Annotated in this window: 20 protein-coding genes and 1 pseudogene; all 21 read left to right on the top strand. The window is 51.8% G+C overall.

Translation table 11 applies throughout. The features are described 5' to 3' along the window. Positions 1-124 precede the first annotated feature (124 nt). The 21 genes and pseudogenes from rpsB to pnp all read left to right on the top strand — a co-directional run bounded on the left by rpsB (position 125) and on the right by pnp (position 24,429). On the top strand, positions 125-826 hold the full coding sequence (rpsB, locus tag NST43_RS17235) for a 30S ribosomal protein S2 (RefSeq protein ID WP_036692565.1): 702 nt from the start codon (positions 125-127) through the stop codon (positions 824-826). 146 nt (positions 827-972) lie between these two features. Beyond that, positions 973-1,623, top strand: a complete 651-nt coding sequence (gene tsf, locus NST43_RS17230) for a translation elongation factor Ts (protein WP_036692572.1) — start codon at positions 973-975, stop codon at positions 1,621-1,623. Positions 1,624-1,726: 103 nt separating this feature from the next. Then, positions 1,727-2,455: a UMP kinase gene (pyrH, locus tag NST43_RS17225; protein ID WP_209992737.1), complete on the top strand. Its 729-nt coding sequence runs from the start codon at positions 1,727-1,729 to the stop codon at positions 2,453-2,455. Further along, complete coding sequence (gene frr, locus NST43_RS17220) at positions 2,455-3,009, top strand: ribosome recycling factor (RefSeq protein ID WP_039295250.1); 555 nt, start codon at positions 2,455-2,457, stop codon at positions 3,007-3,009. The genes pyrH and frr overlap by 1 nt, the downstream gene beginning before the upstream one ends. A 78-nt stretch (positions 3,010-3,087) precedes the next feature. Further along, positions 3,088-3,855 (top strand): isoprenyl transferase, encoded by a 768-nt coding sequence (locus NST43_RS17215; protein WP_209992738.1) that lies wholly within the window; start codon positions 3,088-3,090, stop codon positions 3,853-3,855. A 20-nt stretch (positions 3,856-3,875) separates the two neighbouring features. Continuing rightward, positions 3,876-4,679: a phosphatidate cytidylyltransferase gene (locus NST43_RS17210; RefSeq protein ID WP_209992739.1), complete on the top strand. Its 804-nt coding sequence runs from the start codon at positions 3,876-3,878 to the stop codon at positions 4,677-4,679. Between the two features lie 23 nt (positions 4,680-4,702). Beyond that, positions 4,703-5,842: a 1-deoxy-D-xylulose-5-phosphate reductoisomerase gene (locus tag NST43_RS17205; protein ID WP_339218292.1), complete on the top strand. Its 1,140-nt coding sequence runs from the start codon at positions 4,703-4,705 to the stop codon at positions 5,840-5,842. 149 nt (positions 5,843-5,991) lie between these two features. Next, positions 5,992-7,266, top strand: coding sequence for an RIP metalloprotease RseP (gene rseP, locus NST43_RS17200; RefSeq protein WP_209992741.1), 1,275 nt, complete (start codon positions 5,992-5,994; stop codon positions 7,264-7,266). 94 nt (positions 7,267-7,360) lie between these two features. Continuing rightward, on the top strand, positions 7,361-8,809 hold the full coding sequence (gene proS / locus NST43_RS17195; RefSeq protein ID WP_209992742.1) for a proline--tRNA ligase: 1,449 nt from the start codon (positions 7,361-7,363) through the stop codon (positions 8,807-8,809). A gap of 167 nt (positions 8,810-8,976) precedes the next feature. Beyond that, entirely contained in the window at positions 8,977-13,308 is a 4,332-nt protein-coding gene (locus NST43_RS17190; RefSeq protein ID WP_339218290.1) for a PolC-type DNA polymerase III, read from the top strand. A gap of 202 nt (positions 13,309-13,510) precedes the next feature. Next, on the top strand, positions 13,511-13,978 hold the full coding sequence (gene rimP, locus NST43_RS17185) for a ribosome maturation factor RimP (protein ID WP_209992744.1): 468 nt from the start codon (positions 13,511-13,513) through the stop codon (positions 13,976-13,978). A gap of 26 nt (positions 13,979-14,004) precedes the next feature. Then, the gene (nusA, locus tag NST43_RS17180; RefSeq protein ID WP_209992745.1) at positions 14,005-15,102 is read left to right on the top strand and encodes a transcription termination factor NusA; all 1,098 of its coding nucleotides are present in this window, start codon (positions 14,005-14,007) and stop codon (positions 15,100-15,102) included. A gap of 29 nt (positions 15,103-15,131) precedes the next feature. Then, positions 15,132-15,440: a YlxR family protein gene (locus NST43_RS17175; protein ID WP_036692616.1), complete on the top strand. Its 309-nt coding sequence runs from the start codon at positions 15,132-15,134 to the stop codon at positions 15,438-15,440. Continuing rightward, a pseudogene (locus NST43_RS17170) lies at positions 15,433-15,751 on the top strand (YlxQ family RNA-binding protein); the annotation flags it as partial. The gene NST43_RS17175 and the pseudogene NST43_RS17170, both read left to right, overlap by 8 nt. Continuing rightward, on the top strand, positions 15,749-18,418 hold the full coding sequence (gene infB, locus NST43_RS17165) for a translation initiation factor IF-2 (protein ID WP_339225452.1): 2,670 nt from the start codon (positions 15,749-15,751) through the stop codon (positions 18,416-18,418). The pseudogene NST43_RS17170 and the gene infB, both read left to right, overlap by 3 nt. A gap of 18 nt (positions 18,419-18,436) precedes the next feature. Next, on the top strand, positions 18,437-18,784 hold the full coding sequence (gene rbfA, locus NST43_RS17160; RefSeq protein WP_209992747.1) for a 30S ribosome-binding factor RbfA: 348 nt from the start codon (positions 18,437-18,439) through the stop codon (positions 18,782-18,784). A gap of 26 nt (positions 18,785-18,810) precedes the next feature. Beyond that, positions 18,811-19,788 (top strand): bifunctional oligoribonuclease/PAP phosphatase NrnA, encoded by a 978-nt coding sequence (locus NST43_RS17155; RefSeq protein ID WP_339218286.1) that lies wholly within the window; start codon positions 18,811-18,813, stop codon positions 19,786-19,788. Then, positions 19,785-20,699 carry a tRNA pseudouridine(55) synthase TruB gene (gene truB, locus NST43_RS17150; protein ID WP_339218285.1) on the top strand — a complete coding sequence of 305 codons (915 nt, stop codon included), beginning with the start codon at positions 19,785-19,787 and terminating at the stop codon, positions 20,697-20,699. Before NST43_RS17155 ends, truB begins: the two co-directional genes overlap by 4 nt. 36 nt (positions 20,700-20,735) lie before the next feature. After that, complete coding sequence (locus NST43_RS17145; protein ID WP_339218284.1) at positions 20,736-21,683, top strand: bifunctional riboflavin kinase/FAD synthetase; 948 nt, start codon at positions 20,736-20,738, stop codon at positions 21,681-21,683. Between the two features lie 150 nt (positions 21,684-21,833). Further along, the gene (gene rpsO, locus NST43_RS17140; RefSeq protein ID WP_019910460.1) at positions 21,834-22,103 is read left to right on the top strand and encodes a 30S ribosomal protein S15; all 270 of its coding nucleotides are present in this window, start codon (positions 21,834-21,836) and stop codon (positions 22,101-22,103) included. 223 nt (positions 22,104-22,326) lie between these two features. Continuing rightward, entirely contained in the window at positions 22,327-24,429 is a 2,103-nt protein-coding gene (pnp, locus tag NST43_RS17135) for a polyribonucleotide nucleotidyltransferase (RefSeq protein ID WP_209992751.1), read from the top strand. The last annotated feature ends 20 nt before the right edge of the window (positions 24,430-24,449 follow it).

The raw sequence follows: 24,449 nt of genomic DNA, 5'->3' as shown, positions 1-24,449 counted from the left end.
ACGGTGTTAAAACACACGCCAGTTGATTTCGACAAGAGGTGCTTTCTTCTGAAGAAAGTCTTGTAGAAAGATGACACGCGGCGGAGGAGACACACAATAAACCAAAATTAGGAGGTGCGTGAAGATGGCAGTAATTTCCATGAAGCAGCTTCTCGAAGCTGGGGTACACTTCGGTCATCAGACTCGTCGTTGGAACCCAAAGATGGATCGTTATATCTTCACTGAAAGAAACGGAATTTACATTATTGACTTGCAAAAAACAGTCAAAAAGGTAGAGGAAGCTTACAACTTTGTAAAGAGCGTCGCTGGCGACAACGGCACAATCCTATTCGTAGGAACAAAGAAGCAAGCACAGGATTCCGTAAAAGAAGAAGCTGAACGTTCAGGTATGTTCTTCATTAACCAACGTTGGCTGGGTGGTACCCTGACTAACTTCCAGACGATTCAGAAGCGTATTGATCGCCTGAAGAAATTGGAAGCTTGGGAAGAAGACGGTACCTTTGCAGTATTGCCTAAGAAAGAAGTTATCCTTCTCCGCAAAGAGAAAGATCGTCTTGAGAAATTCCTGGGCGGTATCAAGAACATGAAAGGTCTTCCAAGCGCGCTGTTCATCATTGACCCGCGTAAAGAGCGCATTGCAGTAGCAGAAGCTCGCAAATTGGGTATTCCTATCGTAGCTATCGTTGATACTAACTGCGATCCGGATGAAATTGACTACGTAATTCCAGGCAATGACGACGCTATCCGCGCCGTGAAGCTCTTGACTGGTAAGATGGCTGATGCCGTTGTTGAAGCTCATCAGGGCGAAGACACAACTACAGCTTAAGTAGTAACCGGAACATAAAACATAAACTTAAATGAAAAAGGGTGGTTGGCAGGTGGATAACCTCTCACTGCCCTTTTTTTAAAATGCATGCGAGTATCACTTTATGCCTGCGTATGACAACGACTATGATCCTGGAGGGAATAACAATGGCAGTAGATGCAAAAGCAGTAAAGGAACTTCGCGAAAGAACAGGAGCAGGAATGCTCGATTGTAAAAAAGCGCTTGAAGAAGCAAACAACGATATCACCAAAGCGGCAGAATTGCTTCGTGAAAAAGGCCTGTCCGCAGCAGCTAACAAAGCTGGACGTATTGCTACTGAAGGTACTGTAGAATCTTATATCCACGCTGGCGGCCGTATTGGCGTTCTGGTAGAAATCAACTGCGAAACTGACTTCGTAGGCAAAACCGATTCCTTCAAAGAATTTGCCCGTGATATCGCTATGCAAATCGCAGCAGCGAACCCGCTGTATGTTCGTCGTGAAGAAGTACCTTCTGCAGATGTAGAGAAGGAAAAAGAGATTCTTAAGGCTCAAGCGCTGAACGAAGGCAAGCCTGAGAAGATCGTTGAAAAAATGGTGGAAGGCCGCATCAGCAAGTTCTATGAAGAATACTGCTTGATGGAGCAATCCTTCGTTAAAGACCCGGATAAGACGATTTCCCAACTGCTGAATGAAAAAATCAGCACCATTGGCGAGAACATCACTATCCGCCGCTTCGTTCGTTTCGAACTGGGTGAAGGTCTTGAGAAGAAAGTTGACAACTTCGTAGAAGAAGTAATGGCACAAGTTAAACAATAATTGCTGCACTGCATTGAATAAGAATTGAATATTGGCAAGCATCAAAAGAGCGGAACACATATAAGAAGTGTTCCGTCTTTTGTAAGAAAGTGAGGGTATACAATTGGAACAGCCGGTATTTAAGAGAGTGGTCCTTAAGGTAAGCGGTGAATCGCTCTCCGGACAGAATGGCTATGGCATCGATGCCGAAACGATCATCTCTATTGCGGAGCAGGTCAAGGAAGTCGTTGAGCTAGGAGTTCAGGTTGCGATTGTATGCGGCGGGGGCAACATCTGGCGCGGGATCGCCGGGAGCGAGAACGGGATTGACCGGGCGACAGCGGATTATATGGGAATGCTGGCAACGGTGATGAACTCGCTGGCCTTGCAGGATGCTCTGGAGCAGATCGACGTCCCTACCCGGGTACAGACTTCTATTGCCATGCAACAGATTGCGGAGCCTTATATCCGCCGCCGGGCCATCCGGCATTTGGAGAAAGGCCGCGTAGTAATTTTTGCCGCCGGAACAGGGAATCCGTTCTTCTCGACAGATACTACGGCAGCGCTCAGAGCAGCCGAGATTGAAGCTGAGGTCATCCTGATGGCCAAGAACAAAGTAGACGGCGTCTACTCCGCAGATCCGTTCAAGGACAGCACAGCCGTGAAGTACGAGCAGCTCACTTACATGGATATTCTGAACAAAAACCTGGGTGTCATGGATTCCACCGCTTCCTCACTCTGCATGGATAATAATATACCGCTCATTGTGTTTGCTATTACAGAGCAAGGCAATATCAAACGCGTCGTTCTCGGTGAAAAGATTGGGACGATCGTTAAAGGGAGTGTAAATTAATGCCACAATCGGTTAAGAAGAATGCCGAAGAGCGTATGGAAAAAGCGATTCTCTCGCTGAAGCGCGACTTGGCAACACTGCGGGCGGGACGCGCTTCGACGTCGCTGCTGGATCGCATCCAAGTTGAATATTACGGTGCTCCAACTCCTCTCAATCAGCTGGCCAACATCAGCACACCGGATTCCCGGACCCTGCTGATCCAGCCGTGGGACAAAACCTCGATGTCTGACATCGAACGGGCGATTATGAAGTCTGACATTGGGATTACACCTGCCAATGACGGTACGATCATCCGCCTGTCGATTCCTCCGCTTACTGAAGAACGCCGCGGCGAACTTGTGAAGTTCACTAAGAAGTTCGGCGAAGAAGCTAAGGTAGCGATCCGCAACATCCGCCGTGATGCGAACGATGACATCAAGAAGATGGAGAAGAACGGCATTTCAGAAGACGAATCACATGGACATCAGGAAGATATCCAGAAATCAACGGATAAGTTCATAGCTGAAGTCGACAAAGTGCTCTTGTCCAAAGAAAAAGAGATTATGGAAGTATAATGAAATTCAAGAGACTTCAGGCCCCTCCGTTTATGGTGGGGTTTGTCTCTTTCTGATAAGAGCTTGGAGGAAACGGAAATGATCAAACGGATTCAAGAATGGCTGAGCCGTAAAGACAGGCAGGAGCCAGTCGAGATTTCACCGGATAATATTCCCCGGCATGTAGCGATAATTATGGATGGCAATGGCCGCTGGGCGAAACGGCGCGGTCTGCCCCGTATTGTAGGCCATCAGAACGGGATGAAGGCGGTCAAACGTGCGACGATTGCCGCGAATGACCTGGGCGTTGAATTCTTGACCCTGTATGCTTTCTCTACGGAGAACTGGAGCCGGCCGAAGGATGAGGTTGATTTCCTCATGCGCCTCCCTGTAGAATTCCTGGCGATTGAACTGGACGAATTGATTCATAAGAATGTTCAAGTACGTGTAATGGGGAATGCCGAGGCTTTGCCTTCCCATACCCGTAAGGCTATGGAAGAAGCGGTTGCCCGCACGCAGAGCAATACCGGACTTATTCTGAATTTTGCATTAAACTACGGCGGACGCAAGGAAATTGAGGATTGTATGCGCGGCTTGGGCAAGGATATCCAGGCAGGAGTCCTGTCACCTGAAGAGATCACTTCAGAGCTGATTGACAGCAGACTGTTGTCCGGCGGATTACCTGATCCTGACCTCTTGATCCGTACCAGCGGTGAAATGCGGCTCAGTAATTTTATGCTGTGGCAGGTCGCCTATAGTGAATTTTGGTTTACGGATGCGTACTGGCCGGAGTTTGACAAGACGCATCTGATGCAGGCTGTCGCTGAGTATCAGCGCCGCACACGCCGTTATGGTGGATTGAAGTAGCCTGATGGGAGAGGGATTCTTTGAAGCAGCGATTGATTACCGGAATTGTTGCCGGGGCCTTGTTTTTAGGGTTATGCTATTGGGGTGGCTGGCCGTATCAGCTGATGCTGACTGCCATGGCCCTCATCGGCTATTATGAATTTGTGAAAATGACGGGTACAGCTACCTTTGGACTGACTGCTGTATTTGGTTACGCATCTGTAGTAGGTTTTATGATTCCTTGGGACCTCCTGGGAATAGATAAGCTATTCTCTTGGGAACAGGGGATATGGCTGTTAATGCTGCTGTTCCTGCTGGTTACTGTGTTCAGTAAGAATAAGCTGGATATCAAAATCACCGCAATGATGTTCACCGGCATTGTTTACATAGGGATGGGGTTCTCCTATATGGGAATTGCCCGTGGTGCGGGAGACGGCCATGGCCTCTTCTGGACGATCCTGTTGCTGTGCTGTATCTGGGGCAGTGATGCCGGAGCCTATTTTGTTGGCAGAAGCTTCGGGAAGAATAAGCTGTGGCCTGCAATCAGTCCTAACAAGACCATTGAGGGCGCTCTTGGCGGAGTGTTGATTTCTGCTGTCCTATCGATTGTTTTTGCTTTACTGGTTCCTGATCTGCTGACGATCGGACGCGCGCTGCTGATTGGAATTGCCTGCGCCGTGCTGGGTCAGCTCGGAGATCTTGTACAATCTGCCTATAAACGGGTGTACGGTATTAAGGATTCAGGCTCACTGCTGCCCGGTCACGGAGGCATCCTGGACCGCTGCGACAGCTGGATTATCGTATTTCCTTTCGTACATATCGTAATGCTGATGCCTTACTATTAACGACAGGGAGAAGGAAAGCAACTGTGAAAAGAATTAGTATTCTCGGCTCCACAGGCTCCATCGGTACCCAGACGCTGGACGTTGTAGCCATGCATCCGGAAGCCTTTGAAGTCGATGGGCTGGCGGCGGGAAACAATACTGCACTGCTGCTGGAACAGGTCCGCCGCTTCAAGCCGCGCCGTGTTTCGGTATCCACAAAGGAGCTTGCAGAGGAGATCAGATCCAGTCTGCCTGCCGGTGTAGAGCTGTATAGCGGAAGTGAAGGGCTGGTGGAGATTGCTGCCGGGGGCGATGCTGAGACGGTCGTGACTGCGCTCGTAGGCAGTGTAGGACTTCAGTCTACGCTTGCGGCGATTGAAGCCGGCAGACATATTGGACTGGCTAATAAGGAGACGCTCGTGACCGCCGGACATCTGGTTACAGAGCTGGCTGGACGCAAAGGCGTGAAGCTGCTGCCAGTGGACAGTGAGCATTCGGCGATTTTCCAATGTTTAAATGGCGAGAATCGTGAAGATGTGGCTGCGATTACCATTACTGCCTCCGGCGGTTCATTCCGTGATTATAAGCGAGAAGAGCTTAAGAATGTAACCGTAGAGGACGCACTTCGTCACCCCAACTGGAGCATGGGAGCCAAGATTACTATAGATTCGGCAACCATGGTCAACAAAGGCCTGGAGGTTATTGAAGCCCACCATTTATTCGCTCTTCCGTATGAGCAGATTGATGTGCTGCTGCATCCGGAGAGCATTATTCATTCGTATGTGGAATTCCGTGACAGCAGCATTATTGCTCAGCTGGGGACTCCTGATATGCGGGTTCCTATTCAATACGCACTAACCTATCCCGACCGCTGGCCGTCGCCCGCGAAGCGATTGTCGCTGGCTCAGGTAGCTAGCCTGACCTTCCGGGAGATGGACTATGAGCGCTATCCGGCGCTGAAGATGGCTATTGACTGCGGAATTGCGGGCGGCACATTCACGACGGCCTTCAATGCAGCCAATGAGGTCGCTGTTGCCCGCTTCCTGCGCGGTGAAATTCCTTTCCTGCGCATTGATGAGATTATTGATGAAGTGCTTCAGCGCCATCATAATGCGGCAAACCCTGGTCTGGAAGAGATTCATTTGTGCGACATGGCTTCCCGTGAGCTTGCGGCTGTCCTGTAACGGGAGGGTAGACGCCTTTGGATACTGTAATAATAGCTGTGCCCTGAAAAATAGGTGTGGACTGTTGATTCTCTTGTGCCCTGCCTTGGAATAATGATAAATTAAGAGGACATACTTCGGTCTTACACCTTAAGGGGGAATGTTGCGCTATGGAGATGGTAAGAGTTGTTTTTTTAACGGTGTTTATGTTCTTTGTTTTGGTGACTGTCCATGAATGGGGACATTATTATTTTGCCAAACGCGCCGGAATTCTTGTACGGGAATTTGCGATCGGTTTCGGTCCGAAACTGTTCTCTTATAAACGCGGTGAAACCCAGTTCACGCTTCGCTTGCTGCCCTTCGGGGGATACGCCCGTATGGCCGGCGAGGACCCGGAGATGGTTGAGATCGGCCCCGGGCAGACCATTGCCGTCCGGCTGGGCCAGGATAACAAGGTGAAGAATATTTACATCGATTCTCTGGATACCCGCAGAAATGTTATACGCGGCGAAGCGCAGTTCACGGATCTGGAGAACGAACTGAAGATCCGCCTCGATGTAGACGGTGAAGTGACTACTTATGATGTGAATCCGCAGGCGATGATGATCAAGGGCACCCAGCAGACGCAGATTGCGCCTAGGGACCGTCAATTCGGCGGCAAAACCGTCGGTCAGCGTGCGATAGCGATCCTGGCCGGTCCGGTGATGAACTTCATTCTGGCGTTTGTATTATTCGCACTTCATCTGCAGATGGCTGGAATCCCGGTGGAGAACCCGACCTATGTGAAGATCGGTGATGTCAGTTCAGGAATGCCTGCGCAAGAAGCAGGTCTGCAGAAGGGCGACATCGTCGTCACTGTGGACGGGCAGGCCATCGGCGGAGATTACCAGAAGATGATCAAGCTGACTTCGGCCTCCAAAGGCAAAGAAATGAACTGGACGCTGAAGCGCGGCGAAGAGACCTTGAAGGTGACCATGATTCCCCGTGGAATGGAAGGGGAGGAAGGCGGCAAAGTGGGTATTACGCCAGAGCTGCCTACCCGCAAGGCCGGAGTGGGGGAGACAATCACCAAGTCTGGTACTGCTATGGTTGACACCACCAAGCTGATTTTTATCGGCTTCAAGCAGCTGATTAATAAATTTAATATGGATGATATCTCTGGACCAGTAGGCACGTTCCAGTTGACCGGACAGATTGCCCAGCAGGGGATTCAGTATCTGACCTATTGGGCGGCTATTCTCAGCTTGTACTTAGGGATCTTTAACCTGTTGCCGATTCCTGCTTTGGATGGCAGCCGGCTTGTGTTCCTTGGGGTTGAGGCGTTACGCGGCAAGCCGGTGGACCCGAGCCGGGAAGGCATGGTCCATTTTGTAGGCTTTGCCCTGCTGTTCCTGGTGATGATCGCTGTTACTTATAATGATATTTTACGCCTCATAAGCGGCTGACGGATGTCATATCATTGTTGATCCCGTGGTGTATATAAATCGGCTTCATAGCTAATATGCAATCTGCGGGGCGAATATAGGAGGATTTCTTTACATGGCCAAAGACAAGCAATTCGTTACAGAGATCACGCCGCAGGGCGAGGATTTCTCACGTTGGTATATCGATGTAATCAAAAAGGCGGACCTGATGGATTATTCACCGGTCCGCGGCTGTATCGTATTCAAACCGGACGGCTATGAAATCTGGGAGCATATCCAGGAGGAAATGAACCGCCGCCTGAAGGCTACCGGTCACCGGAACGCCTACTTCCCGCTGTTCATTCCCGAGAGCTTTTTCCAGAAGGAGAAAGAACATGTGGAGGGCTTCAATCCGGAGCTGCCTTGGGTCACTGAGGCCGGAGGCGATGTGCTGGAAGAACGTCTGGCGATCCGCCCTACATCCGAGACGATGTTCGGCCATATGTATTCCAAGTGGATTCAGTCTTACCGCGACCTTCCGGTTCTGATCAATCAATGGGCCAACGTTGTCCGCTGGGAGAAACGTACCCTGCCGTTCATCCGCACTACGGAATTCCTCTGGCAGGAAGGCCATACCGCGCATGAGAATGAGACGGAAGCACGCGAAGAAACTATGAAGATGCTTGATAACTACCGCGACTTCGTGGAGACCTTTCTGGCTATTCCGGTAGTGACCGGACAGAAGACGCCATCCGAGCGGTTCGCTGGTGCCGTGGATACGTATTCCATTGAAGCGATGATGAAAGATGGACGGGCTGTGCAGGCGGCTACCTCGCATTATCTGGGTACCAAGTTCGCCGTGGCTTTTGACATCCAGTACTTGAGCCGTGATAATGTACTGGAATATGCACATACGACCTCATGGGGCTCTACAACACGCCTAATCGGTTCCCTCATCATGGTGCATGGTGACGACCGTGGACTGGCTCTGCCGCCGAAGGTAGCGCCTACGCAGGTCATTATGATTCCTATCGGACCGCCTAAAACGCGTGAAGCAGTCATCGGACGTACCGATGAGCTGTTCAATGAACTCAAAAGTGCCGGAATCCGCGTGCGTGTAGATGACCGTGCGGATGTAACCCCGGGCTGGAAGTTCAATGAATATGAAATGCGCGGTGTCCCTGTCCGTCTGGAGCTTGGACCACGTGATATGGAGAATGGAGTCTGCGTGCTCGTATCCCGGATCAGCGGCGAGAAGAAGGTCATTCAGCAGGAGAACCTGGTTGAAGAAGTGAACGCCATGCTGGAGCAGGTGCACCAGGAAATGTACGAGCGGGCACTGAAATTCCGTGAGGATCATTTCTATTCCGTAGATACTCTGGAGCAGATGAAGGATTCCATGGAAGAGAAACGCGGATTTGCGCTTGCAGGCTGGTGCGGTTCTGAAGAATGTGAGGATAAGGTCAAGGAAGAGACCGGCGCAGGCAGCCGTAATATTCCGTTCCACCCGTCAGAAACGAAAGAAACCTGTATCTGCTGCGGCAAACCTGCCCAGCATACGGTTGTATTTGCCAAAGCGTATTAATCGGCAACCTTATATTATTTAATTTTTTATATCAGCTTCTGGCGAGAGGAGTCGGCGGGCCGCAAGTACCCAATGCTTTTTAAGCCGGAGGCTTTTTCTTACAATAGATTATATTAGAATGACGTCGATGTCTTACGCCAATTATTGCCGAGTTAGGTGGGGAATGCATGGAGCAGAACGTGGAGAGAAGAAAGAGATTTGAGCTGTTGATGAAGCAGGGGGAGATTCCGCCTGCCATGATTGATCCTTATTTTGTAGACGGACAGATTGAACGGGTGGAGATCAGCCGCGGCAACCATGACTGGCATATTGTGATTGCGAAGACAACCCTGATTCCCGCCCAGACCTACCGGGCCTTTATCCTTAGAATGCGTGAGAAGCTGCAGCATATTGCCAAGGTCAGCTTCTTGTTCCTATATGATGATACTGTAAGCAGAGCCGATATTGTGCAGGAGTACTGGGGCATGTTCCTGGAGTGGGTCCAGCGTGAGATTCCTTCCGTTAACGGATGGCTGACGCGTTCCAGTCAGGAGCTGCGGGACGGTACGCTCATCCTTAGCCTGAATGACACCATGTCGCTCGAGCTGGCCCGTAAAAAGGGTATCGAAGCCGCCATTATTAAATATTATGATAAATATTTCGCACTTCCCCTCAAGGTCAAGCTGCAAATGGCTGAGGACGAGAGCAAGAGCAAGGCGGATGCTTATGAGGAATTCCAGCAGAAGCTCCAGCAGGAGCAGCGTGAGCTGGTAGAGCTGATGATGATGAATAGCGAGCCGGACGAGCCTGAAGAAACCGGGGACCCGAATGAGGTCATTAAGCTTCAGGTCGGGAATGACATCAAAGAGCAGGCCGTCTCCATTCTGGAGATTCAGGATGAAGAGAAGAAGATTACGATCCAGGGGACGATCTTCGGACTGGACCGCAAGGAGCTGCGTAACGGAAATACACTGTTCACCTTCTGCATCACAGACTTTACAGATTCACTGCAGATGAAGATGTTCGCGAAGACCAGGGAAGAGCTGAAGATCATGGGCCAGCTGGCTAACGGCAAATGGGTCCGGGCGCGCGGCAAAGTGGAATATGACCGGTTCATGCAGATTCCCGAGCTGGTGATGATTCCTTCGGATCTGACCGAGGTGTCGGCGCCGCCTGCCCGTAAGGACAATGCCAAGGAGAAGCGTGTGGAGTTCCATCTGCATACCACTATGAGCACGATGGATGCGGTAGCACCGATTGATGCCTATGTCAAAACAGCTGCGAAATGGGGCCACCCGGCACTTGCAGTTACCGACCACGGCAATGTTCAGAGCTTCCCGGATGCGAATCATGCCGCCCATAAGCATAAGCTCAAGATGCTCTACGGTGTGGAGGCCAATGTCGTCAATGATGCGGTCAACATCGTGGAGAATGCGCAGCCGCTGGAGCTCAAGACGGCAACCTATGTCGTCTTCGATATCGAGACCACAGGGCTGTCCATCACACGCAACAACATCACAGAGCTTGCGGCGATCAAGATGTGCGAAGGTAAGGAGCTGGACCGTTACACTACTTTCGTCAATCCGCATGAGAAAATCCCTTACCACATCCAGCAGTTGACGAATATTACGGATGAAATGGTCAAGGATGCGCCGGATCTTGCGCCGGTACTTAAAGAGTTCGTGGAGTTTGTGGGAGACAGCATTCTTGTTGCGCATAATGCACGTTTCGATATGGGCTTCATTCAGGCTTCCCTGAAGAAGCTGGGGCAGCCGGAGCTCCCGAATCCTTGGCTGGATACGTTGGAGCTGGCGCGTCTGCTCTACCCCAAAATGAAGAACCACCGGCTCAATACGCTTGCTGACAAGTACAAGGTACTGCTGGAGAGTCATCACCGTGCGGTGGATGATACGATTGCGCTGGGCGGGATTCTGAACGGTCTGCTGGCCGATGCGGAGAAGATGAAGGGCATGACCCGGCTTGACCGGCTAAATGACTATGTAGGCAATGACCTGTCGACTGTCCGGCCGTTTCACTGCGGGATCTATGCCCTGAATCCGATCGGCAAAAAGAATCTCTACAAGCTGATCTCCATGTCGCATACAGAGTACTATAAGCGGGTGCCTTGCATCCCCAAGTCAAAGCTTGAAGAGCTTCGTGACGGACTGCTCGTCATATCCGGCTGTGAGCGGGGCGAGTTCTTCGAGGCTGTGCTGAACAAGACCGTGGAGGAGGCGATTGAGGTTGCCCAGTTCTATGATGTACTGGAAATCCAGCCGCTCACTATGTACATGCATCTGGTGGATAAAGGGTTCGTAGCGAGTCCGGAGGACCTGCGGGGTGTTGTACGCAAAATCTGTGAGATCGGCGAGCAAATGAACAAGCCGGTGATAGCTACTGGGAATGTGCACTACCTTGAGCCGCGCGATAAGCTGTTCCGCGATATTACGATCCATGGGATTACCGGGTTCAGTCCGCTGAAGGACCAGAACAAGCCGGATGCCCACTTCCGGACGACCGATGAGATGCTTGCCGAGTTCGAATATCTGGGTGCAGCCAAAGCGAAGGAAGTCGTGGTCACGAATACTGTTGAACTGGCTGAGCGGTTCGAGGAATACGATCTGTTCCCCAGCGATCTCTTCACGCCTATTATTGAAGGGGCGGACGATGAGATCCGCAATACCTGCTATGACACAGCCAAATCGATCTACGGCGAGGAGCTGCCGGAGGTTGTGGTTGCCCGTCTGGAGAAGGAGCTTGCCCCGATTATTAAATACGGGTTCTCTGCCAACTATCTGATCTCGGAACGGCTCGTCAAAAAGTCCAACCAGGACGGTTATCTCGTCGGTTCCCGTGGCTCGGTAGGCTCGTCGGTAGTGGCAACATTCCTTGGAATCTCGGAGGTTAATCCGCTTCCGGCTCACTATATCTGCACCAATTCCGAATGCCGGCACAGTGAATGGTTCCTGGACGGCAGTGTGCCAAGCGGCTTCGACTTGCCGGATAAGGATTGCCCGCATTGTGGAGGCCGGCTGAAGGGAGAAGGCCAGGATATTCCGTTTGAGACCTTTCTGGGCTTCAAAGGGGACAAGGTTCCCGATATTGACCTTAACTTCTCCGGGGAGTATCAGCCAAACGCCCATAACTTTACCAAAACGATGTTCGGTCCGGACAATGTATTCCGTGCGGGAACCATTGGTACGGTGGCGGAGAAGACTGCTTTCGGCTTCACCAAGAAATATGAAGAGCATCACCAGAAGCGCTGGCGCGGTGCGGAGGTCGGACGGCTTGCCGCCGGCTGTACCGGGGTGAAGCGCAGTACGGGGCAGCATCCCGGCGGTATTGTCGTCTTGCCGGACTATATGGAGATTGAAGACATCACTCCGGTACAGTTCCCGGCGGATGATGTTACAGCCGAGTGGAAGACCACCCATTTCGATTATCACGCCTTCGATGCCAACCTGCTGAAGCTCGATATTCTCGGCCACGATGATCCGACCATGATGCGGATGCTGCAGGATCTGACCGGCGTGGACCCGACGACCATTCCGATGAATGATCCGAAGGTAATGAGCATGTTCAACTCCACGGATGCGCTCGGGGTAAGGCCGGATCAGATCCGTACCCCGGTGGCCACTTATGGTGTGCCGGAGATGGGGACGAAGTTCGTCCGCCAGATGCTTGTCGAAGCCAAGCCCTCCAGCTTTGCCGATCTGCTGCAGATTTCCGGGCTGTCCCATGGAACCGGCGTATGGCTTGGGAACGCTCAAGAGCTGATCAAGAACAATACCTGCAACATTAAGACAGTAATCGGCTGTCGTGATGATATCATGCTCTACCTGATCTATAAGACGGGCATGGATGCTAGTCTGGCCTTCAAAATTACGGAGAGTGTGCGTAAAGGAAAGGGGCTGCCGCCGGAGTGGATTGAGGAGATGAAGAATTGCAAGGTGCCGCAGTGGTACATTGATTCCTGTCTCAAAATCCAGTACATGTTCCCGAAGGCCCATGCCGCGGCTTATGTCATTTCAGCGGTGCGCACAGCCTTCTTCAAGCTGTATCATCCGATAGAATACTATGCGACTTACTTCTCGGTCCGCGCTGCGGATTTCGATATCGAGCTGTGCTGCAAGGGCTACGAAGCCATCGCGCGCCAGCTTGTAGAGATCGAATCCAAGGGCTTCCAGGCGCTGCCTAAGGAAAAGGCGATGCTTCCGGTGCTTGAGATGGCCCTGGAGATGACCGCACGCGGCTTCAGCTTCAAGAACATTGATCTGTACCGCTCGGATGCCACCAAGTTCACGGTGGACGGCACCAGTCTGATCCCTCCGTTCTCCTCGCTTGCCGGAATCGGGGACAATGCCGCGATTAATATCGCCGCCGCCAAGGACGCCGGGGAATTCCTCTCCATTGAGGATTTCCAGCAGAAATCCAAGGCCAGTAAAACGGTGATTGAGCTGCTGAATGGAATGGGCTGCTTCCGCGGACTGCCAGAGAGCAACCAGCTTTCACTGTTCTGACAGCCGGCTCAAGTGATGTGATATATAACCCTTTAATGTCCTCTTAGAAAGGGGAGTCAAGGGCTGGTACTTGTCAGTGCTCCCTCACTATGGTATAATTTTTTTGGTAATAATGAGATAAGTCCGTTGTGTAAAGAGTGGGGAAACCCACTCTTTATCTTTGGTATATAGCAAAAGACAAGTTCGTGGAGGTAATCTTCTTTTGAGCACACCCAAATCCAAAATTAAACAAACGGTAGAGCAGCTGCTCGGGTCCTATCTCGAGGACAATGGTTTCGAACTGGTGGACGTTGAATACGTGAAGGAAGGCTCCAACTGGTTTCTGCGCGTATTCGTAGACAAAGAGGGTGGCATCGACATCGATGACTGCGGTACCATCAGCGAATATATCAGCCAGAAGCTGGATGAGAATGATCCATTCTCCGAAGCGTATTTCCTTGAAGTCTCCTCGCCGGGAGCTGAGCGTCCGCTCAAGAAAGCTGCGGATGTGGCCAAGGCGGTAGGCAAGGACGTAAATGTTACGGTCTATGAGCCGATTCAAGGACTCAAAGAATTCGAAGGTCGATTGCTCTCGTTCGAGAACGAGGAACTGCTCATCTCCGCGGGCAAAAAAGAACATGTGGTACCTTACGCCAAGGTCGCCAGTGCGAGATTGGCCATTATTTTTTAACGTCTTGAAAGGGGGACCGGAATTTCATGAGTATGGAGTTTATTGAAGCTATGAATGAACTGGAAAGGGAGAAAGGCATCAGCAAGGATGTGCTGTTCGAAGCCATCGAAGCGGCGCTGATCTCCAGCTATAAACGCAATTTCAATGCGGCGCAGAATGTGCGTGTGGATATGAACCGCAACACAGGCGTAATCAAGGTGTATGCCCGCAAGCTGATTGTGGAGGAGGTTCTCGATGCACGGACTGAGATCTCGCTCATGGCTGCCCGGGAGATCAACCCGCATTTCCAGCTGGAGGATATCGCCGAGCAAGAAGTCACGCCGCGTGATTTCGGCCGTATTGCCGCCCAGACTGCGAAGCAGGTGGTTACCCAGCGTATCCGCGAAGCTGAACGCGGCCTGATCTATAACGCTTTTATCGACAAGGAAGATGATATTGTGACTGGCCTTGTACAGCGTCAGGATATGCGTAACATCTATGTCGATCTTGGCAAAATCGAGGCGGTTCTTCCGCTGAGCGAGCTGATGCCTGGAGAGAAGTTCAAGCAGAGCGAGCGTATCAAGGCTTATATCACCAAGGTGGAGAATACGACCAAAGGACCGCAGATCATGTTGTCCCGCAGTCATCCGGGTCTCCTGAAGCGTCTGTTCGAGCTGGAGGTGCCGGAGATTTTTGACGGAGTGGTGGAGATTCGTTCTGTTGCCCGCGAAGCCGGATTCCGTTCCAAAATCGCTGTGTTCTCGCGCAATCCCGAAGTGGACCCGGTGGGCTCCTGCGTAGGCCCAAGAGGCACACGCGTACAGACCATCGTGACTGAGCTTCGCGGCGAGAAGATCGATATCGTCAGATATTCCGAGCTGGTGCAGGAGTATGTAGCCAACGCACTTAGCCCGTCCAAGGTACTTGAGGTTCAAGTCTTTGAACCTGAGAAAATGGCCCGCGTCATTGTTCCTGATTATCAGCTGTCGCTTGCGATCGGCATCAAGGGGCAGAATGCCCGTCTTGCTGCCAAGCTAACCGGCTGGAAGATTGATATCAAGAGCGAGACGCAGGCGGAGCAGGAATACGGCAGACCCAGAACGTCGAATGATGAAATGCATCAGGATTCCGTCTCCATCGATTAATGAATGCTGACTGACGGGAGGTGCTTTGTATGAAGCAAAGAAAGGTGCCGCTGCGTAAATGCGTTGCCAGCCAGGAGATGATGCCCAAGAAAGAGCTGATTCGAGTGGTGAGAACGCCTGAAGGCGAGGTGCTGATCGACCTGACAGGCAAGAAGTCGGGCCGTGGCGCTTATATATGCGGTAAACTGGAATACTTTAAGCTAGCACAGAAGACCAAAGCACTTGATCGGGCATTGAAATGTCAGGTCAGTCCTGAAATCTATGCCCAGCTTGCCCGGGATTTTGCATCCGTGGAGGAGCAATTTTTGGCAGCGAAGGATAGTGAGGACAATGAGTAAGACACTTTCTTATTTAGGGCTTGCGATGAGAGCAGGCAAGATTGTCACCGGTGATGAGGCTGTGCTTAAGGCAGTACGGTCTTCAGAGGCCAAGCTGGTCGTCCTGGCAGGTGACGCTTCAGATAATACCCAGAAGAAGTTCCGCGATAAATGCGGGACCTACGATATTCCACTAGTAATCGCATTTCACCGGGATGAACTCGGTGCAAGTATTGGTAAGGACCAGCGCGTAGTGCTGGCCGTTACGGATAAAGGATTCGCGGAAATGATCTCCAGAACGCTTGGAGATACTGTCGGAGGTGGAGTTATTGACTAAAGAAGATAATAAGGATAAGCTGCGCGTATACGAATATGCGAAGTCTTTGAACATGAGCAGCAAAGAAATTATTACCATTCTGAAGCGTTTGGATGTCCCGGTGAATAATCATATGAGTGTCATGGAGAATGGCTCCGTGAACAAAGTTGAACAGTTCTTCAAGGACATCAAGTCAAACGCTGCAGCCAAGCGGGACACCGGCACCAACAATCGTCCGGTAGTGACTACCGGTGCGGTAAACGCCGAATCCCAGAGTGCTCAGAATACCAACAAAATTCAATCGGAAAAGCAGGTAGGTATGAACAGTAACCAAAACAACCAATCGACGACGTCCCCAAGGCCCCAAAGCGGACAAGATTCCCGCAGAACACAAGCATCAGGCACAGCGCAGAATTCGCGCCCGCAGAGCAGCTCCACTAGTGGCAGCCGCCCGCAGAGCAGTTCCACTGGCGGCAGCCGCCCACAAGGCAGCTCCACTAGCGGCAGCCGTCCACAAGGCAGCTCCACTGGCGGTAGCCGTCCACAAGGCAGCTCCACTAGCGGTAGCCGTCCACAAGGTAGCTCCACTAGCAGCAGCCGTCCACAAGGCAGCTCCACTGGCGGCAGCCGTCCGCAAGGCAGCTCCACTACTGGCAGCCGTCCACAAGGCAGCTCCACTACTGGCAGCCGTCCGCAAGGACAAGGCGGCGCACCACGTACAGGTGACCGTCCGCAAGGTCAAGGCAATGCAGGGGGAGGTTTCTCACGCAGCGACGGCCCTAAGAAGAGCACCACTGGCGGCAGACCTGGCGGCAACAACAGCGGCCAGAAACGTTACGACGACAACAAGGGCGGCAACTATCGCGGCCGTGGCGGCAAGAACAGCCGCGGCAGAAACCAGCCGACCGTATATCGTGAGAAGATTGACAACACACCTAAGAAGATCATTGTCCGCGGCAGCATGACTGTCGGTGAAACCGCGAAGCTGCTCCACAAGGATGCTTCGGAAGTGATCAAGAAGCTGATCTCGATGGGGGTTATGGCGACCATCAATCAGGAGCTGGATATCGATACGATTCTACTGCTGGCCGGCGAATTCGGCGTAGAAGTAGAAGTGAAGATTCCGGTAGATGAAGACAGCTTCGAGACTGTGGAAGAGAATGATACCGAAGCGGAATTGATCACCCGTCCACCGGTTGTAACCATCATGGGTCACGTTGACCATGGTAAAACAACCTTGCTTGATGCCATCCGTTCCACGAACGTAACAGGCGGCGAAGCAGGCGGAATTACCCAGCATATCGGTGCCTATCAAGTTGAAATCAACCACAAGAAAATCACATTCCTGGATACACCGGGCCATGAAGCGTTCACCGCCATGCGTGCCCGTGGTGCCCAAGTCACGGATATGACCATTATCGTTGTAGCGGCAGATGACGGCGTAATGCCTCAGACCGTAGAAGCGATCAACCATGCCAAGGCAGCCGGACTTCCGATCATTGTTGCAGTTAACAAGATCGACAAGCCGGGCGCTGACCCTGACAAGGTGAAGCAGGAGCTTACAAGCTATGAGCTGGTGCCGGAAGAGTGGGGCGGCGATACGATCTTCGTCAACCTGTCCGCTAAGCAGCGCATTAACCTTGAAGAACTGCTGGAAATGATCCTGCTCGTCGCTGAAGTGAATGAGTACAAGGCGAACCCGGACAAACGGGCGCGCGGTACTGTTATAGAAGCTGAGCTTGATAAGAATCGTGGACCGGTTGCCCGTATTCTCGTGCAGAACGGTACGCTGAAGGTCGGAGACGCTTTTGTAGCGGGTAACTGCTTCGGCCGCGTACGCGCCATGGTGAATGACAAGGGACGCAAGATCAAGGAAGCGGGACCTTCCACTCCAGTGGAAATTACCGGTCTGACCGAAGTGCCGCAGGCGGGCGATCCGTTCATGGCCTTCGAAGATGAGCGCAAAGCACGGTCGATTGCTGACAGACGTTCGATCACACAGCGCCAGTCCGAGCTGAACACGAACACCCGCGTAACGCTGGATGATCTGTTCAAGCACATCAAAGACGGCGAGATCAAGGATCTCAACGTTATTATCAAAGCTGACGTTCAAGGTTCGGTAGAGGCGCTGAAAGGCTCCTTGGCCAAGATCGAAGTCGAAGGTGTCCGCGTGAAGATCCTGCATAGCGGTGCCGGCGCGATTACGGAATCCGATATTACTCTGGCAGCAGCCTCCAACGCTATCGTGATCGGCTTCAACGTTCGTCCGGATACCCAGACGAAAGCGGCAGCAGAGCAGGAGAAGGTGGATGTGCGTCTGCACAACATCATCTACAATGTCATTGAAGAGATTGAAAGTGCCATGAAGGGCATGCTTGATCCCATCTATAAAGAAGCTGTTATCGGCCATGCCGAAGTGCGCAACGTATTCAAAATCAGCAAAGTGGGCAGTGTCGCAGGCTGTATGGTTACAGACGGCAAAATTTCCCGCAATGCTGAAATGCGCCTGATCCGCAGCGGTATTGTTGTCTTCACAGGCAAAATCGACACCTTGAAGCGTTTCAAAGATGATGCAAAAGAAGTGGCACAGGGTTATGAATGTGGCATAACTTTGGAACGCTATAATGATGTCATTGAAGGCGACATTATCGAAGCATTCATCATGGAAACGGTAGAGCGCTAAGCGAAGAGGTGAAATAAGATGTCTAAAATCAGAGCCGGACGGGTTGGCGAACAGATTAAGAAAGAGCTGAGCCAGCTCATCCAGAGCGGACTGAAGGACCCGCGTGTCGGGTTCGTAACGATAACTGGAGTAGATGTGACGAATGATTTGTCACAGGCCAAGGTATACCTGAGTGTATTCGGGGACGAGGAGCAGAAGTCTGACTCGCTCAAAGCGATAGAGAAAGCCAATGGCTTTCTCCGCTCGGAGCTTGGCAAAGCGATTCGCCTGCGCCATACGCCTGAGCTGATCTTCAAGATGGATGAATCCGTTGCTTACGGAAGTCATATTGAGAAGCTGCTCGGCGAAATCGGCAAAAACGAATAGGCTACGGAACATAAAGGAGACGGCGAATGCAGAGCTATGAACAAAGTCTCCAGCAGACGCGTAAGTTTCTGCTGGAACACGACGATTATCTTGTAGTGTCGCATGTTCAGCCGGACGGAGATGCAGTCAGCTCCACCCTCGCGGTGGGCTGGCTTCTCTCATGTCTGGGCAAAAAATATTTGATGCTGAACGAGGGGCAAATCCCGCAAAGAATGGAATATTTATGGCATGCCGATCAAATTGTAAATCTGTCTGAGGGTTCATTGCCCCGCCAGTACAGCCATGTAATTTGTGTCGACTGCGCGGATTTCCAGCGTGTGGGGATGACCCAGCAGCATTTCACCAGTGATGCACTGATCTTGAATATAGACCATCATCCAACCAATAACGGCTATGGCGCGGTGAACCTCATCAAGCCGGATGCGGCAGCGACAGCAGAAATTCTGTTCGATCTGCTGAAGACCTTTGAGCTGGAGTGGGATATTGATATTGCTACAGCCATATATACCGGGCTGTTAACAGATACCGGCGGTTTCCGTTACAGCAATACTTCACCTAAAGTGATGGCGGCGGTATCCGAACTGCTGGCACTGGGCGTGAATGGACCGGATCTCGCAGAGACCCTGCTGGAAGAGATGACTCTCCCTCAGGTAAAGGTGCTGAACCGGGCGCTTAGCACACTGCAGCTCAGTCCTGAAGGAGATATAGCCTGGGTATATGTTACGCCTCAGGATATGCTGGACTCCGGAGCAGCCAATGAGGATCTTGAAGGGATTGTCAATTATCCCCGTAATATCCGCGGGGTAGAGGTAGGCGTTCTGTTCAAGGTCATTGATGACCAGGCGGTGAAGGCTAGTCTGCGTTCCGCAGGCAAGGTGGATGTGGCAGCGCTGGCGCAGGCCTTCGGCGGCGGCGGCCACACCCGTGCAGCGGGTGCCCGCATTAACGGTAGTCTGGAAGAGGCTGTGACCCAGGTGCTTGAGGAGGTCAAACGTCATTTATGAGTGAGCTTACAGGAGTTCTGGCTGTATACAAGCCGGCAGGGTTCACTTCACATGATGTTGTGGCCAAGGCGCGGCGCATTCTGGGCATGAAGCGGATTGGACATACCGGTACACTTGATCCTCAGGTAACCGGAGTATTGCCGCTCTGTTTGGGCCGGGCTACAAGGGTAGTGGAGTATATCCAGGAGCTGCCCAAGGAATATGTTGCCACGCTGCGGCTGGGAATGGCCAGCGATACAGAGGATGTTACCGGAACGATCACGGAATCCGTGGAGGAGGTTCATGTTACAGAGGCCGAAGTGCTGGCTGTACTGAACACCTTCCAGGGCGTGATTTCGCAGGTACCTCCGATGTATTCGGCAGTGAAGGTGGACGGCAAGCGTTTATATGAGCTGGCCCGGGAAGGCAAGACCGTGGAACGTAAGAGCCGCGAAGTAGAGATTTATGAGATTGAGATGCATCAAATGGTCTGGAATGGCAATTATCCGGAGATTACCTTTCGGGCGCTATGCTCGAAGGGGACCTATATCCGCACCCTCTGTGTAGATATCGGGCGTAAACTTGGTGTTCCTGGGGTAATGGTGAAGCTGGAGCGGACGATGTCGGCCGGGATCTCGGCCAGTCATTGCCTGACTCTGGAGCAAATTGCGCAGCACAAGGAAGCCGGTACGCTGGATGAGCATCTGATTGCTGCCGACGAGGCGATTTCACATTTGCCCAGACATATTGTTGCCGAGGAGAAGAAGAAAGCGGCCCTGCAAGGGCAGCGGTTGTCGATCCGTTGTGTGACGCCTGAAGTGAAGCAAGGCGGAGATTTCCGGCTTTATGATCAGCAAGGGGAGTTCCTCGGCATCTATGCTCTGGAGGCTACAGGAGCTATTGCACCCGTCAAGGTGTTTGCCCAGGTCTAAACTTTAATTTATTTGCGAATGTAGGTGAGAAACAGCGTGAGAACCGTAACGATAAGCTATCCGATGCTGCCGGAGACGGTGGCGCAGTATGCGCAGCCTCAAGTAGTTGCTCTGGGACAATTCGATGGATTGCATCTCGGACATGCCAGTGTCATCACATCTGCTGTTGCTCTTGCCCGCGAGGCAGGTGTACCTGCAGCCGTTATGACTTTCTACCCCCATCCCAAGGACGTTATGGGCAAAGGGGATTATGAGGGATATTTGACACCCGCTAAGGATAAGCAGGAGCTGCTTGCCGGGATGGGTGTTGAGCTTTTATATATAATTGCATTTAATGAAGAACTCTCCCGGGTAAGCCCGGCGGACTTTGTCTCTGTGATGCTGCTGCCGCTACAGATTGTGACTGCGGTTGTCGGGTTCGACTTCCGCTTCGGCCACAAGGGCGAGGGGGATGCGGATACGCTTTCGGAACTGGGACAGGGTGCGATGAAGGTAGAGACGGTCGCGCCGTTCCTCCTTGAAGGGGAGAAGGTCAGCAGCTCCGGCATCCGCAAGAGCTTGCTGAGCGGGGAACTCGATAAGGCCAATGCCTGGTTTGGGCGTTGTTATCACCTGCGCGGTATCGTCGGTCACGGGGAGAAGCGGGGCCGGACCATCGGCTTTCCGACAGCGAACCTGCAGCTCGAAGACCGCTATGTCATTCCGGCCACAGGCGTATACGCAGTGAAGGTCTTTTACAGGGACGAAGTGCTGTACGGGGTTATGAATGTCGGTGTGAAGCCTACGTTTCATGAAGGGGTAACCAAGCCCAGCTTTGAAGTCCATCTGTTTGATTTTGCCGCGGATATCTATGGGCATGAGCTTAAGGTAGAGCTGGTGTCCTACATCCGCGCTGAGCGCAAGTTCGAGTCTATTGATGCCTTGATTGCCCAGATCGGTGCAGATGCCGAGACAGCCAGAGGTCTTCTGGGATATCATTCCTAATCTTTCACGGACATGCCGTTTACTTTTGCCTGTGAAGGTGCTATACTGATTAACGTTGCTGGATTGACAGCATCAGAACCTTAGCTTGGTTGCTTGTTCTCACCGACGGTGACGAGGCTACTGGCGATTATAATGAAGGAGGTGAACAGGATGGCATTGACTCAAGAACGTAAACACCAATTGATCGACGAGCACAAAACTCACGAATCCGATACTGGATCCCCTGAGGTGCAAGTTGCTATCCTTACGGAGAACATCGTTAATTTGACTGACCACTTGCGTACGCACAAGAAGGATCATCATTCCCGCCGCGGACTGCTGAAGATGGTTGGACAACGTCGTAAACTGCTGGCGTATTTGAAGAACAAAGACATCAGACGTTACAGCGCCCTGATCGAAAAACTGGGATTGCGTCGTTAATTTCCATAAGTAGAACCCTAAAGCAGCCTGGTTGTATACCGTATGTCCTTCTTACGAGCGACAGCGGGACAGCCGGGTTGCTTTTTGAAAATTTAGGGTAAACTTTTACAGTTGACAAGTTGATAGCATTCGCAAAAACGGCTATCCTCACCTCTGCGGAGGACAAGCCGTTTTTGCTTGTAGAACATACAGAACGTATTATAACCATTCAAGGAGGGGTTTTATGGAACAACGTGTGGAAATGCAGCTGGGCGGAAGACGCCTTGTGCTGGAAACAGGCCGTCTGGCCAAACAAGCGAACGCAGCCGTGATGGTGCGTTACGGAGATACTTCAGTATTGTGTACGGTTACAGCATCCAGTGAACCTAAAGATCTGGATTTCTTCCCGCTGACAGTGAACTATGAGGAAAGATTATATGCAGTAGGCAAAATCCCAGGCGGATTCATCAAACGTGAAGGACGTCCGAGCGAGAAGGCGATTCTGTCCAGCCGTCTGACAGACCGTCCGATTCGTCCATTGTTCCCGGAAGGGTTCCGCAATGACGTTCAAGTCTTGAACCTGGTAATGAGCGTGGATCAGGACTGTGCGCCTGATATTGCTGCCATGATCGGTACTTCCGCTGCGCTCAGTATTTCCGATGTACCGTTTAACGGACCAATCGGCGGCGTGGCTGTTGGCCGGATTAACGGAGAATTCATCATCAATCCTGATCAAGCCCAGCAGGCTATCAGTGATCTTTATCTGGTTGTGGCTGGTACGAAGGATGCCATCATGATGGTAGAGGCAGAAGCCAATGAAGTGACTGAAGATGTGATGCTGGAAGCGATCATGTTCGGACATGACGAGGTCCGCAAGATTGTGGCTGTGATTGAGCAGCTCGTAGCCGTTGCCGGTAAAGAGAAGATGGCCGTGAAGCTGCATGCGGTTAATGCGGATGTAAATACAGAGGTTCGTGCTTTTGCTGAGATTCGTCTGGTGGAAGCCGTAAGAATCGCCGAGAAGCATGCCCGCCAGGATGCGATCGATCTGGTGAACAACGAAGCGGTGGCGTATTTCGCAGAGAAATACATAGAAACCCCAGAGCTTCTTAAGGATGTCAAGGAAGCACTGCATGATATCGTGAAGGATGAAGTCAGACGTCTAATCACGCATGACAAGGTTCGTCCGGATGGACGTAAGCTGGATGAGATTCGTCCGATCGAATGCGATACAGGCCTGCTGCCGCGCACACACGGTTCCGGTCTGTTCACACGCGGCCAGACACAGATCCTTAGCGTATGTACCCTGGGTGCACTAGGTGATGTGCAGATTCTGGATGGGATTGATCCGGCAGAAACCAAGCGATTCATGCACCATTACAACTTCCCTCCGTTCAGCGTAGGGGAAGCCCGTCCGCTGAGAGCACCGGGACGCCGCGAGATCGGCCACGGAGCACTGGGTGAACGTGCATTGTCCAAGGTTATTCCAAGTGAGACTGAATTCCCGTACACCATCCGTCTGGTATCTGAAGCGATTGAATCCAATGGCTCCACCTCCCAGGCGAGCATCTGTGCCAGTATCCTGGCCATGATGGATGCAGGGGTACCTATCAAGGCGCCTGTAGCAGGTGTAGCGATGGGTTTGATCAAGGACGGGGAGCATGTCTCCATCCTGACCGATATTCAAGGCATGGAAGATCACCTCGGCGATATGGACTTCAAGGTAGCGGGTACAGCTGAAGGCGTAACGGCTATTCAGATGGATATCAAAATCGACGGCATCGACCGCAAAATTCTGCACGAGGCGCTTCAGCAGGCCAAAGAAGGACGTATGTTCATCCTTGGTAAAATGAATGAAGCGATCGCTGCTCCAAGACAGAGCCTGTCTAAATATGCTCCGAAGATCATCATCATCAATATCAACCCGGACAAAATCCGTGATGTTATCGGTGCTGGCGGTAAAATCATCAACAAAATTATTGAAGAAACCGGCGTGAAGATCGACATCGAACAGGATGGCCGCGTATTCATCGGTTCCTCTGACGAAGCCATGATTCAGAAGGCCCGTGGAATTATTGAGGGTATTGTGAAGGAAGTAGTGGTTGGTGAGATTTATGTGGGTACCGTTAGACGCATTGAGAAATTCGGCGCTTTTGTTGAATTGATCCCTGGTAAAGACGGCCTCGTGCATATCTCCCAGCTGTCCACCGATCGTGTGGCTAAGGTGGAAGATGTTGTGGCGATTGGCGACACCATTACCGTGAAGGTAACGGAGATCGACCAGCAAGGCCGCGTCAACCTGTCGCGCAAAGCAGTTCTGACTTCGGAGAGCGGAGCGAAGGCGTAAGTCTTACGCCGCCGTTTCAC

The organism is Paenibacillus sp. FSL H8-0332, assembly GCF_037963835.1.
Taxonomy (GTDB): Bacteria; Bacillota; Bacilli; order Paenibacillales; family Paenibacillaceae; genus Paenibacillus_AQ; species Paenibacillus_AQ rhizoplanae.
Note: the sequence above shows the minus strand (reverse complement) of the source record. Positions and strands in the feature narration are given on the sequence as shown.

Bases quoted from the DNA above. Each gene is read 5' to 3' on its own strand.
- rpsB (WP_036692565.1), top strand. From the start codon at position 125: ATGGCAGTAATTTCCATGAAGCAGCTTCTCGAAGCTGGGGTACACTTC.
- tsf (WP_036692572.1), top strand. From the start codon at position 973: ATGGCAGTAGATGCAAAAGCAGTAAAGGAACTTCGCGAAAGAACAGGA.
- frr (WP_039295250.1), top strand. From the start codon at position 2,455: ATGCCACAATCGGTTAAGAAGAATGCCGAAGAGCGTATGGAAAAAGCG.
- NST43_RS17215 (WP_209992738.1), top strand. From the start codon at position 3,088: ATGATCAAACGGATTCAAGAATGGCTGAGCCGTAAAGACAGGCAGGAG.
- rseP (WP_209992741.1), top strand. From the start codon at position 5,992: ATGGAGATGGTAAGAGTTGTTTTTTTAACGGTGTTTATGTTCTTTGTT.
- proS (WP_209992742.1), top strand. From the start codon at position 7,361: ATGGCCAAAGACAAGCAATTCGTTACAGAGATCACGCCGCAGGGCGAG.
- NST43_RS17190 (WP_339218290.1), top strand. From the start codon at position 8,977: ATGGAGCAGAACGTGGAGAGAAGAAAGAGATTTGAGCTGTTGATGAAG.
- nusA (WP_209992745.1), top strand. From the start codon at position 14,005: ATGAGTATGGAGTTTATTGAAGCTATGAATGAACTGGAAAGGGAGAAA.
- NST43_RS17175 (WP_036692616.1), top strand. From the start codon at position 15,132: ATGAAGCAAAGAAAGGTGCCGCTGCGTAAATGCGTTGCCAGCCAGGAG.
- rbfA (WP_209992747.1), top strand. From the start codon at position 18,437: ATGTCTAAAATCAGAGCCGGACGGGTTGGCGAACAGATTAAGAAAGAG.
- NST43_RS17155 (WP_339218286.1), top strand. From the start codon at position 18,811: ATGCAGAGCTATGAACAAAGTCTCCAGCAGACGCGTAAGTTTCTGCTG.
- truB (WP_339218285.1), top strand. From the start codon at position 19,785: ATGAGTGAGCTTACAGGAGTTCTGGCTGTATACAAGCCGGCAGGGTTC.
- rpsO (WP_019910460.1), top strand. From the start codon at position 21,834: ATGGCATTGACTCAAGAACGTAAACACCAATTGATCGACGAGCACAAA.
- pnp (WP_209992751.1), top strand. From the start codon at position 22,327: ATGGAACAACGTGTGGAAATGCAGCTGGGCGGAAGACGCCTTGTGCTG.